The 14,804-nt window shown below is 46.1% G+C and carries 12 protein-coding genes; all 12 read left to right on the top strand.

What is annotated here, in order from left to right; genetic code table 11:
- Positions 1–409: 409 nt before the first annotated feature.
- The 12 genes from AM629_RS14560 to AM629_RS14505 all read left to right on the top strand — a co-directional run bounded on the left by AM629_RS14560 (position 410) and on the right by AM629_RS14505 (position 14,678).
- Positions 410–859, top strand: a complete 450-nt coding sequence (locus tag AM629_RS14560) for a phage tail protein (protein ID WP_054480004.1) — start codon at positions 410–412, stop codon at positions 857–859.
- Positions 860–945: 86 nt separating this feature from the next.
- The gene (locus AM629_RS14555; RefSeq protein WP_054480003.1) at positions 946–2,028 is read left to right on the top strand and encodes a phage tail sheath family protein; all 1,083 of its coding nucleotides are present in this window, start codon (positions 946–948) and stop codon (positions 2,026–2,028) included.
- Between the two features lie 29 nt (positions 2,029–2,057).
- A complete protein-coding gene (locus tag AM629_RS14550) occupies positions 2,058–3,491 on the top strand; it encodes a phage tail sheath family protein (protein WP_054480022.1) in 1,434 nt (477 codons plus the stop codon).
- A gap of 47 nt (positions 3,492–3,538) precedes the next feature.
- Entirely contained in the window at positions 3,539–4,759 is a 1,221-nt protein-coding gene (locus AM629_RS14545) for a phage tail sheath C-terminal domain-containing protein (protein WP_054480002.1), read from the top strand.
- A 13-nt stretch (positions 4,760–4,772) separates the two neighbouring features.
- On the top strand, positions 4,773–5,231 hold the full coding sequence (locus tag AM629_RS14540; protein WP_011145950.1) for a phage tail protein: 459 nt from the start codon (positions 4,773–4,775) through the stop codon (positions 5,229–5,231).
- Positions 5,228–5,407: a DUF5908 family protein gene (locus tag AM629_RS14535; protein ID WP_054480001.1), complete on the top strand. Its 180-nt coding sequence runs from the start codon at positions 5,228–5,230 to the stop codon at positions 5,405–5,407. The genes AM629_RS14540 and AM629_RS14535 overlap by 4 nt, the downstream gene beginning before the upstream one ends.
- Positions 5,394–6,077 carry a CIS tube protein gene (locus tag AM629_RS14530; RefSeq protein ID WP_054480000.1) on the top strand — a complete coding sequence of 228 codons (684 nt, stop codon included), beginning with the start codon at positions 5,394–5,396 and terminating at the stop codon, positions 6,075–6,077. Before AM629_RS14535 ends, AM629_RS14530 begins: the two co-directional genes overlap by 14 nt.
- On the top strand, positions 6,074–7,675 hold the full coding sequence (locus AM629_RS14525; RefSeq protein ID WP_054479999.1) for a phage baseplate assembly protein V: 1,602 nt from the start codon (positions 6,074–6,076) through the stop codon (positions 7,673–7,675). The genes AM629_RS14530 and AM629_RS14525 overlap by 4 nt, the downstream gene beginning before the upstream one ends.
- Positions 7,676–7,687: 12 nt before the next feature.
- Positions 7,688–8,164 carry a GPW/gp25 family protein gene (locus tag AM629_RS14520; protein WP_054479998.1) on the top strand — a complete coding sequence of 159 codons (477 nt, stop codon included), beginning with the start codon at positions 7,688–7,690 and terminating at the stop codon, positions 8,162–8,164.
- Positions 8,161–8,577, top strand: coding sequence for a contractile injection system spike tip protein (locus tag AM629_RS14515; RefSeq protein ID WP_054479997.1), 417 nt, complete (start codon positions 8,161–8,163; stop codon positions 8,575–8,577). Before AM629_RS14520 ends, AM629_RS14515 begins: the two co-directional genes overlap by 4 nt.
- 42 nt (positions 8,578–8,619) lie before the next feature.
- Entirely contained in the window at positions 8,620–11,328 is a 2,709-nt protein-coding gene (locus tag AM629_RS14510; RefSeq protein ID WP_054479996.1) for a baseplate J/gp47 family protein, read from the top strand.
- Complete coding sequence (locus AM629_RS14505) at positions 11,325–14,678, top strand: baseplate wedge protein (RefSeq protein WP_054479995.1); 3,354 nt, start codon at positions 11,325–11,327, stop codon at positions 14,676–14,678. The genes AM629_RS14510 and AM629_RS14505 overlap by 4 nt, the downstream gene beginning before the upstream one ends.
- Positions 14,679–14,804 lie beyond the last annotated feature (126 nt).

Here is a 14,804-nt window from a genome sequence, read left to right as displayed (position 1 = left end):
ATATAAAAATCAATTAAGATATGTAGACACATAAAATTATCAAAACCGGCCATATCAATTAATAATTACCCTTATTATTAATTAACACTCCCATTTACAAGCTCAATGCCTATAATTACACCGCTCTTTTTACACCGAAGTAATTTAAATAATCGTCAAATAACCACCTGACTCACTAAGGTTATTTCATTTGGCCTTTTTGTAATGAGGGGGAATAGGTCCCATACCCAATAGATTTCAATTTGCAGGTGCAAGCAGCCAACAAAGCCGCAACTTGAAAGATGAATATGAAAATAACCGCTATACATCAGGTTATTGCGGTAGCTATACCCAATCGTTAGGTACTAAGAAAAACAAAGTAATAGCCGTTTTTCTTATATTCAAAATGTAAACAATCAAGGAAAAAATCATGTCTACAACTCCAGAACAAATTGCTGTTGAATATCCCATTCCTACTTACCGATTTGTTGTCTCGATCGCTGATGAGCAAATCCCTTTTAACAGCGTTTCTGGCCTCGATATTTCTCATGATGTCATAGAATACAAAGACGGTACCGGCAATTACTATAAAATGCCCGGTCAACGCCAGGCGATTAATATCTCGCTGCGTAAAGGGGTATTCTCTGGCGATACTAAACTTTTTGACTGGATTAACTCTATTCAGCTTAATCAGGTGGAGAAAAAAGATATTTCAATTAGTTTAACCAACGAAGCCGGCACTGAAATTTTAATGACCTGGAGCGTGGCAAATGCCTTCCCAACCTCATTAACTTCCCCTTCTTTTGATGCCACCAGCAACGAAGTTGCCGTGCAGGAAATTACCCTGACCGCAGATCGAGTCACCATTCAAGCGGCTTAAGACTCATTTATACCCGTTATCTTTTTGAAATCCATCGGGTATATCAAGCTGTCTACTCAGAATATTGCACAATAATTGGAGGCAACATGCCAACGGTACCAACCTATCCCGGCGTTTATATCGAAGAGGACGCCTCACCCGCACTCTCTGTTCAGTCCGGTGCAACAGCAGTGCCTGTCTTTGCCGTCGCAAAAGACAATTCATTAATAACCGATGATTCTTATATTCGTGTTAATAGCTGGCTGGAATATTTGTCGCTCAAAGGGGGGCAATTTACGGCCACCGATAAGCTTGATATCGCACTACGCGCTTATTTTATTAATGGCGGTGGATATGGCTATCTGGTTAAAACCGCAGAGTTAGAAAAACATGTGCCAAAACTCGATGATGTGACATTGCTAGTTGCTGCCGGAGAAGAAATCATGACTGCCGCAGACGCCCTTTGCAAATCTGGCAAAGGATTATTCGCCATTTTTGATGGTCCAATCGCTCAAATAACCTCAGACCAAAAACCCGATGACGTGCTTAAACCCTATTCCGCTACAGCCTATGGCGCAGTTTATTATCCCTGGCTGACCGCTGAATGGGGAGAAAATAAAGCCACCATTGATATTCCACCCAGCGCCGTCATGGCCGGTATTTATGCCCGTGTCGATAACAACCGGGGCGTTTGGCAAGCACCAGCAAATGTCGCTGTGCAAGGCGGATTGCAACCTAAATATCCGATGACTGACGACCTGCAAGGGAAATATAACCAAGGTAAAGCGCTGAATATGATCCGCACTTTTCCTAAGAGCGGTACGCTGGTCTGGGGTGCTCGCACACTTGAGGACAATGATCATTGGCGTTATATCCCGGTTCGCCGCCTGTTTAATAGCGCAGAACGGGATATTAAAAATGCCATGAGTTTCGCGGTCTTCGAACCCAATAGCCAACCCACTTGGAAAGCGGTCCACCGTGCTATCGATAACTATCTTCACACCCTCTGGCAGCAAGGCGGCTTGATGGGCAGCAAAGCTGAGCAGGCTTATTTTGTTCAAATTGGTAAAGACGTCACCATGACTGATGACGATATTAAGCAGGGCAAAATGATTGTCAAAGTGGGTCTGGCGGCGGTTCGTCCAGCCGAGTTTATTATCTTGCAGCTTACGCAGAATATCGCTCAATAACCGGAGGAAATATGCCAGCTATACCAACTATGTCAACAACACCAACTTATCCTGGCGTCTATATTGAAGAAGACGCCTCACTGGCACTTTCTGTTAGCCAGGGAAATACCGCAATACCCGTTTTTATTGGGCGTTTCTTACCGAAAAAAACCAGCGCGACACCTGAAATAACACGCGTGAGTAGCTGGTTGGATTTTACTAACCTATTTAACGTAGGTTGTGTTAGATCAATAGCAATCACATCAACCGAACCCACGCCTCCCAAACCCGAACCGACTCCTCCTGAAAAACCTCAAACAGTCGAAGACGATGTATCAGTCAAAAACAACGAAGGAGTTAAAAACGATACAGAAGTTGCCGCCACGACACAGGCTACAACGCCCAATGCAGATGAAACTCCCCCCGGATACACTTATCAGGTCGCCGTCGATATCTACACAATAAGCAGTGATGCTTTAAAACTTTATTTCCAGAATGGCGGCGGACCTTGTTATATCCTGCCAATTGCTGATACCAGCAAGGCTAATACGCTGGCATTAATCCCGGCGTTGATTGAGCAGGCTTTAGAAATCACGTTAATTGTCTGTCCTGAACAGGATGCTGATTATCAGAGCCAGATATATAACAACCTGACCCCTTCATTATTAAATAACGGCTATTTTCTTATCGCCGATAACCAAGATAAAGCAACCGCTATCAGCGCTAATGTCCCCTCACAAACTGCAGCGTATTATCCCGCCGTGAAAGTCTCACAGCTGATGCAAACGGAAGAGGCTCTCGTCGCTGTTTCAGGCTATAAAGATGCCAATACAACCCCAGACAAAGTGACTAATCTGGTACAGCTCAAAGAGAAAAATCCCGATGTCTATCAGCAAGCGGTGACTGCAATACAGAACATAAGTAAAACGATTCCCGCCAGTGCAGTGATAGCCGGTGTCTACTGCGCCACCGATGCCAGTCGCGGTGTCTGGAAAGCACCCGCTAATGTTGCGCTGAGTGGGATTAGTGATGTAGCCGAACGGCTCACGGAAGATGAGCAAGGTACCATGAATCAAAATGGTATCAATGCGATCCGTTATTTCAGTAACAAAGGTTTTGTCGTCTGGGGTGCGCGTACTCTGCAAGATGATGATAACTGGCGCTACATTCCGGTTCGGCGTTTATTTAATGCGGCAGAACGGGATATCAAGCAAGCCATGCAATTTGCCGTGTTTGAACCCAACAGCCAGCCCACTTGGGAACGCGTCCGCTCAGCGATTGATAACTATCTCCATCAACTCTGGCAGCAAGGGGCACTGGCCGGTAACAGCCCACAGGAAGCCTATTTTGTCCAGATTGGTCAAGGTGTCACCATGTCCGCCGACGATATTAAGCAAGGCAAAATGGTGGTGAAAGTTGGCATGGCAGCGGTCCGTCCGGCTGAATTTATTATTCTGCAATTTTCGCAAAATGTAACACCGTAACCGTATGGGGCGCGGTTCGCCGCGCCTGTTCTAGTGAGGAACCGAGAATGGAAATAAAACAGCCCGGCGTCACCATCACGGAGAACCTGATATCCCAGCATCAAGATGAGGCATTTATCGGTGTACCGGTTTTTATCGGCTATACCCAACCGGCTAAAAATAATCATGCTAAAAACAATCGTATTAGTGACAAAACCGCCGTCAAGCTCCACAACCTGACCGATTTTACCCTGTCATTTGGTGAATCAGGATTAATGTACTATTCCGTGCGCCACTTTTTTGAAAACGGGGGTCAACAAGCCTATGTGCTGTCGCTAGGGTCTGATGAACCCCGAGACAATTTTCAATCATTAACCACCACCCTACAACAAGATTGGGTTAAACAAGCGATTTCGGCACAGAGTGCTATCACGCTGATTGTGGTTCCCGATATTGTTTATCTGAATCAGATGGATGCTCCCGATTCAGAAATCGATCAACACGATAAGATTCTATTCTGGCAACAGTTTTGGCAATCCGTACTCAACCTTTGCAACAGCCGACGCGGCATCATGGGATTGCTGGATGCCCCCGATGATCCCGCACTGGCCGCTGAATGTTTAGCCCAGTTCTCTTCCAGTGATCGGCAATGGGGCGCGGTATACTGGCCAAGGCTGAACAGTGCTTATCAGGAACAAAATCAGCCTGTTGTACTTTCACCTACTGCGGCAGTGGCCGCCGTCATCCAACGTAACGATAACCAAATGGTCGTCTGGCATGCCCCCGCGAACATTGCGTTAGCCAAAGTCATCAACCCGATACGCTCTTATATTGAAGCTGATGACCTGTTTAATCAGAACGGCACTTCGTTAAATCTGGTTCGCAGCTTCCCCGGCAAAGGGACAAGGATCTGGGGATGTCGCACGCTGGACAATACCCCCGGTTCTCCCTGGCGCTATATCCAGACGCGCCGTCTGGTTTCTTATATCGAAGCCCATATGACTCAACTGGGCCGGGCCTTTGTGTTTGAACCCAATAACGCCATCACCTGGATGAAGTTTAAAGGTCAGGCTTACAACTGGTTACGTCAGTTATGGCTAAACGGCGGACTGCGCGGTACGCAGGAAGATCAGGCATTTGAGGTGTTACTGGGGATTGACGAGTCGATGAGTGAAGCAGATCTACGGGCCGGGAAAATGATCATGAAGATCAGGCTGGCACTGTTAATTCCGGCGGAATTTATCGAGCTGAATCTGACATTTGATACCCGCACCGGGATCAGCCATTAAACAGGGGCAAAATATGAACAATTTATACACCCCGTCGGTATCACACCGTTTTATCGCCAGTTTTCTGTTTAACAATATCCCCAGCCCTCTCGACATTGCCTTTCAACGGATATCTGGCCTCAGCCGTGAGTTGCAAACTAGCCAACATAGTCAGGGGGGAGAAAACGCCAGAAATACCTGGCTGGCCGAGAAGATCCAGCATGGCAGTCTGGTACTGGAGCGCGGCGTGATGACCGTTACGCCACTCACTCTGACGTTTGACCGCGTCCTGCGTGGTGAGAAAGCCGTGTATGCCGATGTGGTTATCATTCTACTGAATGAACATTCAGTTCCCGTAGCAAGCTGGACATTAAGTAATGCGCTGCCAGTTCATTGGTCTACCGGGGATTTTGATGCCAATAGCAATACGGTGCTAGTCAATACCTTGGAGTTACGTTATCAGGATATGCGCTGGTTAGGAGTGAAAGCATGACCGTAGAAATTAAGGAGCTGATTATTCAGGCTAAAGTGACCGATTCAGCCAGTCACTCCAGCGCGCCACGCACACTGGCGCAGGAAGCGCTGGATAACGCCCAACTGATTGAAAAGGTGAAACAAGCCGTGTTAGATACCTTGCGTGAAACAGGAGGCCATTATGAGCTTAATTGAACGCAGCCTGTCCAAACTCACCCTCACCGCTTTCAAGGACCGCGAGGGGAAAATCTCGGTAGGCAGTTTGCAAGCCATGTATAACCCCGATGCCATCCAGCTCGACTACCAAACCCGTTATCAGCAGGATGAAAGTATTAACAGTGCCAGTCAAAGCAGCCGCTATGTATTATCCCAACCGGCGGGTCTGTCATTAGTTCTGTTATTTGATGCCACCATGCCCGGCAACAACACCGCAGTAGAAACGCAGCTGGCAATTTTGAAAGCCCTGTGTGCCGTGGATGCCAGTACCAACGTTCCCCACTTTCTTAAAATTAAATGGGGCAAAATGCGTTGGGAAAACAAAGGCTATTTTGCTTGCCGTGCCAGTGGCCTTAGCATCAGTTACACCCTGTTTGACCGGGATGCCACGCCATTGCGGGCCAGCGCGACCTTATCCCTAGTGGCAGATGAAAGCTTTGTGATTCAAGCCACCGAGCAACAGTTAAAATCACCACCCGTCACCGCAATCAATGTAACCGATATGCTCTCCCTGCCGTTGATCGCCTTAGGTGCCGGCGCTTCTCTGGCGGGTGGAATCGATTATCTCTCGCTGGCCTGGCAAAACAATTTGGATAATCTTGATGACTTCACCCCCGGGCAAACACTGCAAGCGCAGGGGGAAGCATGAAGATACCCGCAATAACCATCAAAATAGGGGGTAAAGCCCTCAGTCAATTTACGGTTATCACTCTGACAATTCACCATCAAATCAATGGCATCCCCTCGGCTAACATCACGCTGGGGATCGCCGGTGATGCCCGCCATATTTTTGACGCCAAAGCGCAAGCTGAACTGGTAAGCTGCCGTCCGAATCATGAGCTTAGCGTGCAGATCGAAAAAACTGTGGTGTTTAAAGGGATCATCGTGCGGCAAACATTGGGGCTTAAAGGTCAGGACAACCTCATTACCCTAACCGCTAAACACTCGTTACAAAAATTAACTCACAACTTCCACTCGCAACTGTTCAACAAACAAAGTGATGAGGCAATTCTCAAAAAACTATTCAGTCAGGCCGGTATCCCTGTCACGATAAAACCAGCGCCTCAGCTTAAAACGGTGCATGAACAAATGGTGCAATTCCGCTGTAATGACTGGACGTTTCTAAAAAATCGGCTGTTCGCGACCCATACTTGGTTATTGCCCGGCAACGATAACGTGACGCTGGTCACCCCGGAATCCCTGAACCGGTCAACCGTGCATACTCTCCATCAACGAGCCAACCCTCAGGATGCGGTGTTATTTGAAGCGAATCTGCAATGGGATAACCAACGCAGCCCCAAAACCGTGAGTGTGCAATCCTGGGATATCGCCCAACAAAAACTATCTCCAGCCCATCAGGCAAAAAGCAGCGGTCTGGGTCGCAATCAACTTGCCACAGATAGTCTGACATCATTGACCCACCAAGCATGGCAATGGGCTTTCAGCTATCCATTGGACAATGAACAGGCCAAACAGCTTGCTCAAGGTATCCTGAATAACCGCCGAAGTCATAATGTCTCCGGTAATTTTGAAGTCGAAGGTGATAACCGTTATCAAACGGGGGATGTGCTGGCGTTAAGCGGCTTTGGTCAGGGGATGGATGGTCAGGCGATTATCACCGGTGTCAGTCACACCCTCAATCAACGGCAAGGCTGGCGTACCCGGCTAACGCTGGGGCTATTACCGGAAACAGAGCAAGTTGTACCACCGGTTAAAGAGCTGCATGTCGGGATCGTGGAAAAATACCAGCGGGATAGCCAATCATTGGGTCGTATTCCGGTCAAAATCCCCGCGTTAAACTTCACCAACGGCACTCTTTTTGCCCGGCTGGGTAAGCCTTACGCCAGCCACGAAAGCGGTTTCTGCTTCTACCCTGAACCGGGAGATGAAGTGATTATCGGCTTCTTTGACGGTGATCCGCGCTTTCCAGTGATATTAGGCTCGATGCACAATCCTAAAAACAAAGCGCCGTTAGAACCGAGTGAAAAAAACCCGGAGAAAACCTTAGTGATTAAACAAGGGGAAAATCAGCAGGCATTAACATTTAACCATAAAGATAAAACCCTCACCTTAAATAGCGGAAAAAACACCTTATCTCTGCAACAGGATAAAGATATTACGCTTAATTCTGCTAAGAATCTTATTACCCATGCTCAGGAAATTAAAATAGAGGCGCAAAAATCGCTGTCCGCCTCCGGTAAATCCGGCGTAGATATTAAAGGTGCGAAGATTAACTTAACCCAATAATAAGGTAATAAAATGACAAATAAAGCACTAGCCGAAAAAGTATTAGCCGATATTTATGGTCGGGGTTGGGCCTTTCCGCTGCAATTTTCTATTAAAGATAGTACGTATAAAGATAGCACTCATTCTGAAATACCCACGGGCGTCACCATGGCGGAAGGGGCCGAAAACGTTCGCCAAAATATGAAAATTCTTTTTCTCACCGAACCCGGTGAACGAATTATGCGTGAGAATTATGGTTGCGGCCTGAATGATTATCTGTTTGCCAATATTCGTGACGAAATGATGGCAGAAATTCAAACCCGGATTGAAGAACGGGTATTACGTTATGAACCCCGCGCCGATATCAGCGAAATCCAAGTGAACCAGAGAACCGACCTGCCCAATACCCTGCATATTCAGGTCACCTACACGCTGAGAGGCAGCGAAATCAGCCAGCAAATTGAAGGCGTCCTCGAAGTGAATGAAGGCCGGGTACAGGTGAGTTTATGAGCAAACAACTGGTGGTAGATGGCGATTTCTTGCTGTTCGAACCATTATTTGGCAACCGGCAAGTCACCATTCTGGGGCCAGCAACCATCCGCGGTAGCGGACACGCCCAAATCCAAGGCAAAAAGATCGTTATGATCGGTGATGAAAAAAAGGTGCAATTTCAGGCGCAATATATTACTCCCAGCCATCCAGTGCCCGGCATGGGGATGGTCACCATTGCTCAATTAAATGCCAGCCAACAAGTCAACTTTTGCCGCAGCCCGGCCACGGTAATTGTTGTCGGGCAACAATTTATCGCCCGATTTACCCCAACCCAACCCGCTAATAATCCATCCAGTGGCCCGGATGTAACGGTCCCCAGTATGGGGAAAGGCCGGTTTATTGCCAGTCAATATGCAGTCACTGCCGGATAAATAATCTCTTTAACTTTATTTTACATAACAGGTGGTAAAAATATGGGACAGGCCGAGTTAGAAAATAAACTCTCTGCTATTGTGCCGGATACTGCATTTAAACTTGATGAAAGAAGTACGCTGGATATTTTAAACTGGCTACAAGAATACGCTAAAAAAATCCCTTTCGATCAAGAGAAAAAACAGTTCTGGGACAGTTTTTACTTTATTCAAGCAAATAATCCGCAACAATTAGCGGATATTTACCAAAATGTAAATAAAGCCGATGGCCGATTACCTGCCCATCAAGCTTTTGTTTTGGCTTTCTTAACGTTATTAGAAACAACCAACCGATTATTAAATACCTTTCCGGCCCGGCACCGTGATCTTTATTACCGGGAATTATTAGGGCTGAAACCTAAAAAAGCCCAAGCGGATCAGGTTGCGCTAGGAATTACCCTCAATCCTGACAGCACAGAATCGCTGATAGCCCAAGGCACACTGTTTGACGCCGGGCAAGACAGCGCCGGCAATCCGTTACACTATGCATCAGATACAGATTTACTGGCGAACCAAGGGGAACTGACCGACCTATATTGGTACCGAAAAGATAAAGATGGCTGGCAATCAGCAACCCCACTGAACCGCTCAGATAATTTGGCATTACCCGAAAACGGTATTCGGCTTTTTAGCCCAACGGCCAATGATGTTCCGGTGCTGTCCGGTTACCTGATTACCTGCCCCTTGTTTGCCATGTCGGCAGGAGAACGCCGGATTAAAATGACTCTGGCAAGCGCATGGACGGGTAATGCTGATCACATCACCGCGACAATCAGCGCAGGAGATCATTGGCTCTGCTTGTCAGTAAAATCTATCGACAAAACCACGATGGAGCTTGGATTATCATCCAGTGATGCCGCTGTCACTGCCCCTGATGCCCTGGATAATATGGCGTTTAATGTACCGGCATTAAAACTGGGTACCACTCAAGGCCCTATTCTGCCGGAGATTACAGGCATCGAAGTCAGTATTAATGGCAACCGCAGTGTGCGCTATGCCTCTGACAACGGTATTGAACAGACGGATATCGCCAGCTTCCCGTTTGGTCAATCCCCGTCGCTGGGTTCCGGTTTTAATCTGGTTGCCCCGGAATGGTATGGCTCTGAAAACGCAACATTGACGATTACGCCTCAATGGGTTGGCTTACCGACAAGCAGTTTTTCAACATGGTATGGCAAATATAATCCGAAGCCTGCCAGTAATGGGGTGTTCAAAGTACAAGGTTACTTAGTCACATCTCAAAAGAGAGACGCTCTCAATAACGCTAAATCTCAGTCATTATTTGGTGGAACAGGCACCCCACAAGGACAAAGCCTGACATTGACTTTACCAGTGATGAATTATCCCCTTGCAGACAGCCCATCCCCCAACGAATGGCCGGCATCCGTGCGCATAGAGTTGGCTGAACAGGATTTTATGCACGCCCAATACTGGCAAAATCCCACGGATAAAAATGTCCCCTATACCCCGCAAATCAGTGCATTGCAGGTACAGTTCAACGCTAAAGCCAAACCTGAGCAATTCACTGTTTATCCTCTGACCCCTTTTGGCCGAGCCGAGGCAACAGCAAAAATGCCGACACTCACCCATGAAGCCTTCTATTTAGGCTTTACAGGCGTATCACCGGGACAAACTCTATCCTTATATTGGCAATTAGCAGGGATTCAAGCCCTCGCTTTATCTTGGTTTTATCTCAACAACAGCAATAGCTGGAACAAATTAGATGAATTAGTTGACGACCAAACCCATAACCTGTTTGACCGGGGTATCTGGCGTACCTTATTACCCCAAGATGCGGCAAATCAGGCCCCTCTGATGCCGCCGGGACGCTACTGGCTAAAAGCTGAGATAACGGCTCAGACCGATCCTCAGGATTACCCCAGCATTAAAAGTCCGCTATATAACGCCACGACAGCGACTTTAGTAAATGCCCAAACCATTGAACAAGCTCATTTTATCAACGGATTGGCCGCTGGCAGCATTAAACAGCCAACCAGCACATTAGTCGCAATCAGCAACGTCACCCAACCTTGGGCCTCCTGGAACGGTCGCCCGCCAGAAACCGAGCAAGCTTTCCTGACACGTCTGCCCGCCCGGTTATCTCACCGTAATCGGGTACTGAGTTGGGGCAACATTGTCACCTTATTAAAAGAGCAATTTGTCAGCCTGTTTGACGTCAAATATCCTTCTGCCAATGAATTAACCAAAATCCCGGCACCAGAAATACAACGACTGATTGTGATCCCTAACAGCCGTTACAAAGATAACGATGATGTACTACGACCCAAATTAAACCCTGCCCGGCTGGCAGAGATGGTCGAATGGATCAAACAACTTAGCAGTCCCTGGGCAACGATTGAAATTAATAACCCCACCTACGTTGACGTTAATGTGGACTACCAAGTGACCTTTATCTCAGGGATTAACCCCGACTACGGCCATCATCAGCTACAACAGCAATTAAGCCGAAAATATATGCCGTGGGGCGAGAATCCGACTATCGGCGTGACAACCGGTAACCGTATTGACTACTACCAACTGTTAGCCAACATCCAACAATCGCCTCTGGTGGAACGTGTCACCCATTTAAGGATAACCATTGCTAACCGGACCACCGGTGCCATAGGTGAAAGTATCGAAGCTGCCGATGATGAAGTGCTGATTTTGGTCTGGTCAGAGAGGCAGCCCTTAAACCAAGGAGTTAACTCATGAGTCATCAGGATGCCCTGTTTCCCATCGTCAAAGATGATATTACCTTCGATGCTTTACTCACTCAGGCCAAAACAGTCATTGAGCAGCAATCCGGCCAATGCTGGAGCAATACCAGTGAAAATGATCCCGGTATCACTTTATTGGAAGCCTGTTGTTATGGTGCATCTGATCTGGCTTACCGTCATTCATTACCGCTGAAAGATCTTCTAACCCCCAAACCTGCGGAACAGATACCCGGCGACGGTATTTTCCCTCAGGAGTTCGGCCCACAACAAACACTGACCTGTGGCCCGATCACGGCGGAGGATTATCGCCGGGCTTTATTGGATTTACATAGCAACGACACAGTTAATGAGACAAACAACGGTTATTTTTTCTTTAATGATGTCCAACTGATCCGTGAACCTGAAGAACAACGCTATAAATATTGGTATAACAAACAGGAACGTAAATATACCTTTAACGATTTGGGCACCGACGGCAAATTAACCTTGAGAGGAAATTATTGGCTTTATTTACTGCCTGGTCAGGAAACTCAGGCTGATAATAAGCTGGCTCAGCAGAAGCTCAACGATTTCCTAAAAAATAACCGTAACTTGGGGGAATCCGTCAGCAAAATTATCTGGCTGCAACCCATCAATTTCCTCTTGCAGATTGATATTGAACTTAATGATAACGTCATCGATATTCCTGATATCTTCGCTCAAGTTTATAGGGCGGCGGAACAGATGGTGCTGGAAAAGCCCGTGCGCTATACCACTCAAGCCATGAAAGATCTGGGCTACAGTAATGAAAAGATATTCTCCGGCCCTTATTTACATCACGGCTGGATACCGACATTATCTCAAGCCAAAAATTACACTGGCACTACGGTATTAAATCTCAGCCATCTGGTTAACCGACTATTAGCGATTAACGGTATTCAGAGTGTCACCCGGCTAGCATTAGCTCATCCCGACAAAACCATTACGCCATTGCCGGATGATAATTGGTCCTGGGAGATTGCTCAGGGATATTACCCGAGATTATGGGGTAACGATCCACTGGCATTAATTACCTCACCAGATAGCCCACTGACTATTACCGCCAAAGGCGGCGTTAAAATTGTTGTTTCTAAACAAGATATCAAGGAAAAGCTTATTGCAGAGCCGCTGATCGATACACAGCCGGAATTACTGGATTGGGGTAAACATCGTAAAGTTCTGGATTACTACCCGGTGAGTAATAAATTACCCGCCTGCTATGGATTACAGGCCAAAAAACCTACGCCACAGCAAGTACAACTGCACCAATTTATGCTCCCTTTTGAACAAATGCTGGCTAACGGCTGCGCTGAACTTGCCCTCTTACCGAAACTCCTGGCTTTTAAACAACGGGGGGAAACCGTATATGGTGTGCAATGGCCTTTTAAAGCGGGTACGGTCAATTACAACGTGCATCAACAGATCACCTCTGACTTAACCGCAAAACTAAACTACGATTCACAAATCTATATTAATGATGACATTCAGAGGTCCAACTATATAAAAGAACTGGAAATCTTAGATCATCTATTGGGTTATTTTGGCGCTCAACTTGCCGCCAGACCACTTACCCTCGATTTTCAGGATTTTCTGGATACCCAACGCGGTTATTTAGCCCAACAACCGGAACTGACCTATCAACGTAATAATATTCGGATTGATAAAATATCGGCACTACAAAAACGGATTGCTGCCCGGTTAGGTTTAGGCGGGGAATGTTTCAGTGACACGCCTGATCTGGCTAATTTGCCATTCTATTTAATTGAACATCGCCAATTACTACCGGCAAAACCCGATATCCAATTTAATACTAAGCAAAAGCCTGATTCTCTGGTGGTTGAAGATGATCAATTAAGAATCACCCAAAAAGGGACAGCAGGCCGCTTATTGCAAGGGCAGGTCATTAACCTGATCATCACTGACAATGATAGAGAATTTACCTTGCGGGGCCAGATGATCACTGAAGTGTCAGGAGAGACATTCTCCCTTAACACACGCAATAGCTCGGGTCTAAAGCACAATCTGGAAAGAATACTGGAGGCATTTGAGCAAAACAAATTGTTCTGGCAAAACAGCCCAGTGTGGTTGGAAGATATGGATTATCAACTGGTTTATGCCGATGCCACATATCAAAATGCTACCGACGATCAACGTTGGATCACCTCCAGCGCCCAAAGCCCCTTCCCGGCCATGATTGAAGAAAATGACGAAATCACCCTGAAATATATCATTACGCCATCTGGACCATCCCAAAAAACATTAGCCCGTACAGTTCAAGCTGAACCGAAACCCGAATATGAACTCAAAGCACGTGTCATTAAATTTGATCGTATTCAAGGCAAGATATTAATTAAACGCAACCAAGAGTCACGGGATAATTTTCCGCCCGAGACAGAAGCATGGCGCTATCGCTGGTATTTCTCCAGTGAAAAATATGCCCTGGCTGATCGTTTTTCATTTGTGGTTAGCGTGGTAGTGAATCGCCTGTTAATTGAGAGCAACAAAGTTGACCCTTATAAACTGGAAGCCTGGGTAAAAACGGAGATTCTCTCTGAATTTCCCGCACATATTTCGATGATTATTCACTGGTTATCACCGAAACATTTTGAAGATTTTGCCAATACCTATAAACGCTGGCAAAACAATGATGCGCCTTTAGGGGACGAGGCATACCATATTTTAGAGACCTTAACCCTGGGAAGATTACCTTCCGCTGCAACCGGTATTGGCAGTATGCGAATTGCCACCGAACAGCAACGTATTGAGGTCATTGGTGAATCGGGCGATCAATGGCATGAAGAAGTGATAAAAGATAATCAGCTATTATATGTTCCTTATACTAAAACGGTAGTATTGGTAAATATTGACTTAAATAAAGAGAATAATAAAGAAACGACTGTTTCAGAACTTCTATATCAACCGGTAGAGAATAAAGGAAAATTGGTATTTTTAACTGATAACAGTCAAATAGGCCCTGAATATGCCGTACTGAAATCAGATAATGCATGGACAGATTACCATATCAAAGTGAAAAAGAATAAAAATGGGGTTATTACCGATGAAATATTGCATATTAAAGGAAGAAAGAAAATCGGACTTAATTTATCGTGGACAGCAATGAATTTATATGATCTTGATGCAGATAGTCGCTGGTCATTCTATTACGGATTTGTATTAGGTGATAACCCAGATCTGTCTGGTGCATTATTCCACACCGAAGAACCGCTTATTTTATCACTCAATTACATATCTGACCCTAATGACCTTAAAGGAGAAACACGGACAAAATTCAGCTTTAATTTTACGTATGATGGAAATAACCCTTAATAATATATACCCTTCATCTTTCAAGCTGCTGCTTTGTTGGCTGCGTTCACTTACCCCAGTCACATCGTTATCTATGCTCCTGGGGATGCGTTCTCTTGCCGCCGCACTGCAACTTGAAATCTATTG

It is taken from the genome of Photorhabdus heterorhabditis, assembly GCF_001280945.1.
Lineage (GTDB): Bacteria > Pseudomonadota > Gammaproteobacteria > Enterobacterales > Enterobacteriaceae > Photorhabdus > Photorhabdus heterorhabditis.
The sequence above is the reverse complement of the archived record's forward strand: the minus strand, read 5'-3'. Positions and strand labels throughout refer to the sequence as shown.

Bases quoted from the DNA above. Each gene is read 5' to 3' on its own strand.
- AM629_RS14545 (WP_054480002.1), top strand. From the start codon at position 3,539: ATGGAAATAAAACAGCCCGGCGTCACCATCACGGAGAACCTGATATCC.
- AM629_RS14520 (WP_054479998.1), top strand. From the start codon at position 7,688: ATGACAAATAAAGCACTAGCCGAAAAAGTATTAGCCGATATTTATGGT.
- AM629_RS14510 (WP_054479996.1), top strand. From the start codon at position 8,620: ATGGGACAGGCCGAGTTAGAAAATAAACTCTCTGCTATTGTGCCGGAT.
- AM629_RS14540 (WP_011145950.1), top strand. From the start codon at position 4,773: ATGAACAATTTATACACCCCGTCGGTATCACACCGTTTTATCGCCAGT.
- AM629_RS14515 (WP_054479997.1), top strand. From the start codon at position 8,161: ATGAGCAAACAACTGGTGGTAGATGGCGATTTCTTGCTGTTCGAACCA.
- AM629_RS14505 (WP_054479995.1), top strand. From the start codon at position 11,325: ATGAGTCATCAGGATGCCCTGTTTCCCATCGTCAAAGATGATATTACC.
- AM629_RS14550 (WP_054480022.1), top strand. From the start codon at position 2,058: ATGTCAACAACACCAACTTATCCTGGCGTCTATATTGAAGAAGACGCC.
- AM629_RS14560 (WP_054480004.1), top strand. From the start codon at position 410: ATGTCTACAACTCCAGAACAAATTGCTGTTGAATATCCCATTCCTACT.
- AM629_RS14535 (WP_054480001.1), top strand. From the start codon at position 5,228: ATGACCGTAGAAATTAAGGAGCTGATTATTCAGGCTAAAGTGACCGAT.
- AM629_RS14555 (WP_054480003.1), top strand. From the start codon at position 946: ATGCCAACGGTACCAACCTATCCCGGCGTTTATATCGAAGAGGACGCC.
- AM629_RS14525 (WP_054479999.1), top strand. From the start codon at position 6,074: ATGAAGATACCCGCAATAACCATCAAAATAGGGGGTAAAGCCCTCAGT.
- AM629_RS14530 (WP_054480000.1), top strand. From the start codon at position 5,394: ATGAGCTTAATTGAACGCAGCCTGTCCAAACTCACCCTCACCGCTTTC.